Origin of the sequence: Pseudoalteromonas sp. CR1, assembly GCF_019392235.1 — a bacterium.
Taxonomy (GTDB): Bacteria; Pseudomonadota; Gammaproteobacteria; order Enterobacterales; family Alteromonadaceae; genus Pseudoalteromonas.
The window spans coordinates 1-254 of sequence record NZ_JAHXRM010000425.1 but is presented as its reverse complement, the minus strand read 5'-3'; the positions used below and the strand labels follow the sequence as shown (position 1 = coordinate 254).

Genomic DNA, 254 nt, shown 5'->3' with positions numbered 1-254 from the left:
ATAGCCATTCGATATTGCCTGGCGCGATGAGATTAACCGGGGTAAGCTTTTGCTGCTTCATAAAATTGATCCACATCGGCAAAGCGCCATTACCGCCACTTAGACCTGTGGGTTTATTGTCATCTAAACCGACCCAAACAACGCTGACCACATTGCCACTATAGCCTGCAAACCACGCATCGCGATAATCATTGGTAGTCCCTGTTTTACCTGCAAGATTGAGATTGTCACCGAGCACTAGCGCGGCTTTGGCG

Annotated in this window: 1 pseudogene; it reads right to left on the bottom strand. The window is 48.8% G+C overall.

The features are described from left to right. Window positions 1-254, bottom strand: a pseudogene (locus KZZ04_RS19995) (penicillin-binding protein 1B); the annotation flags it as partial.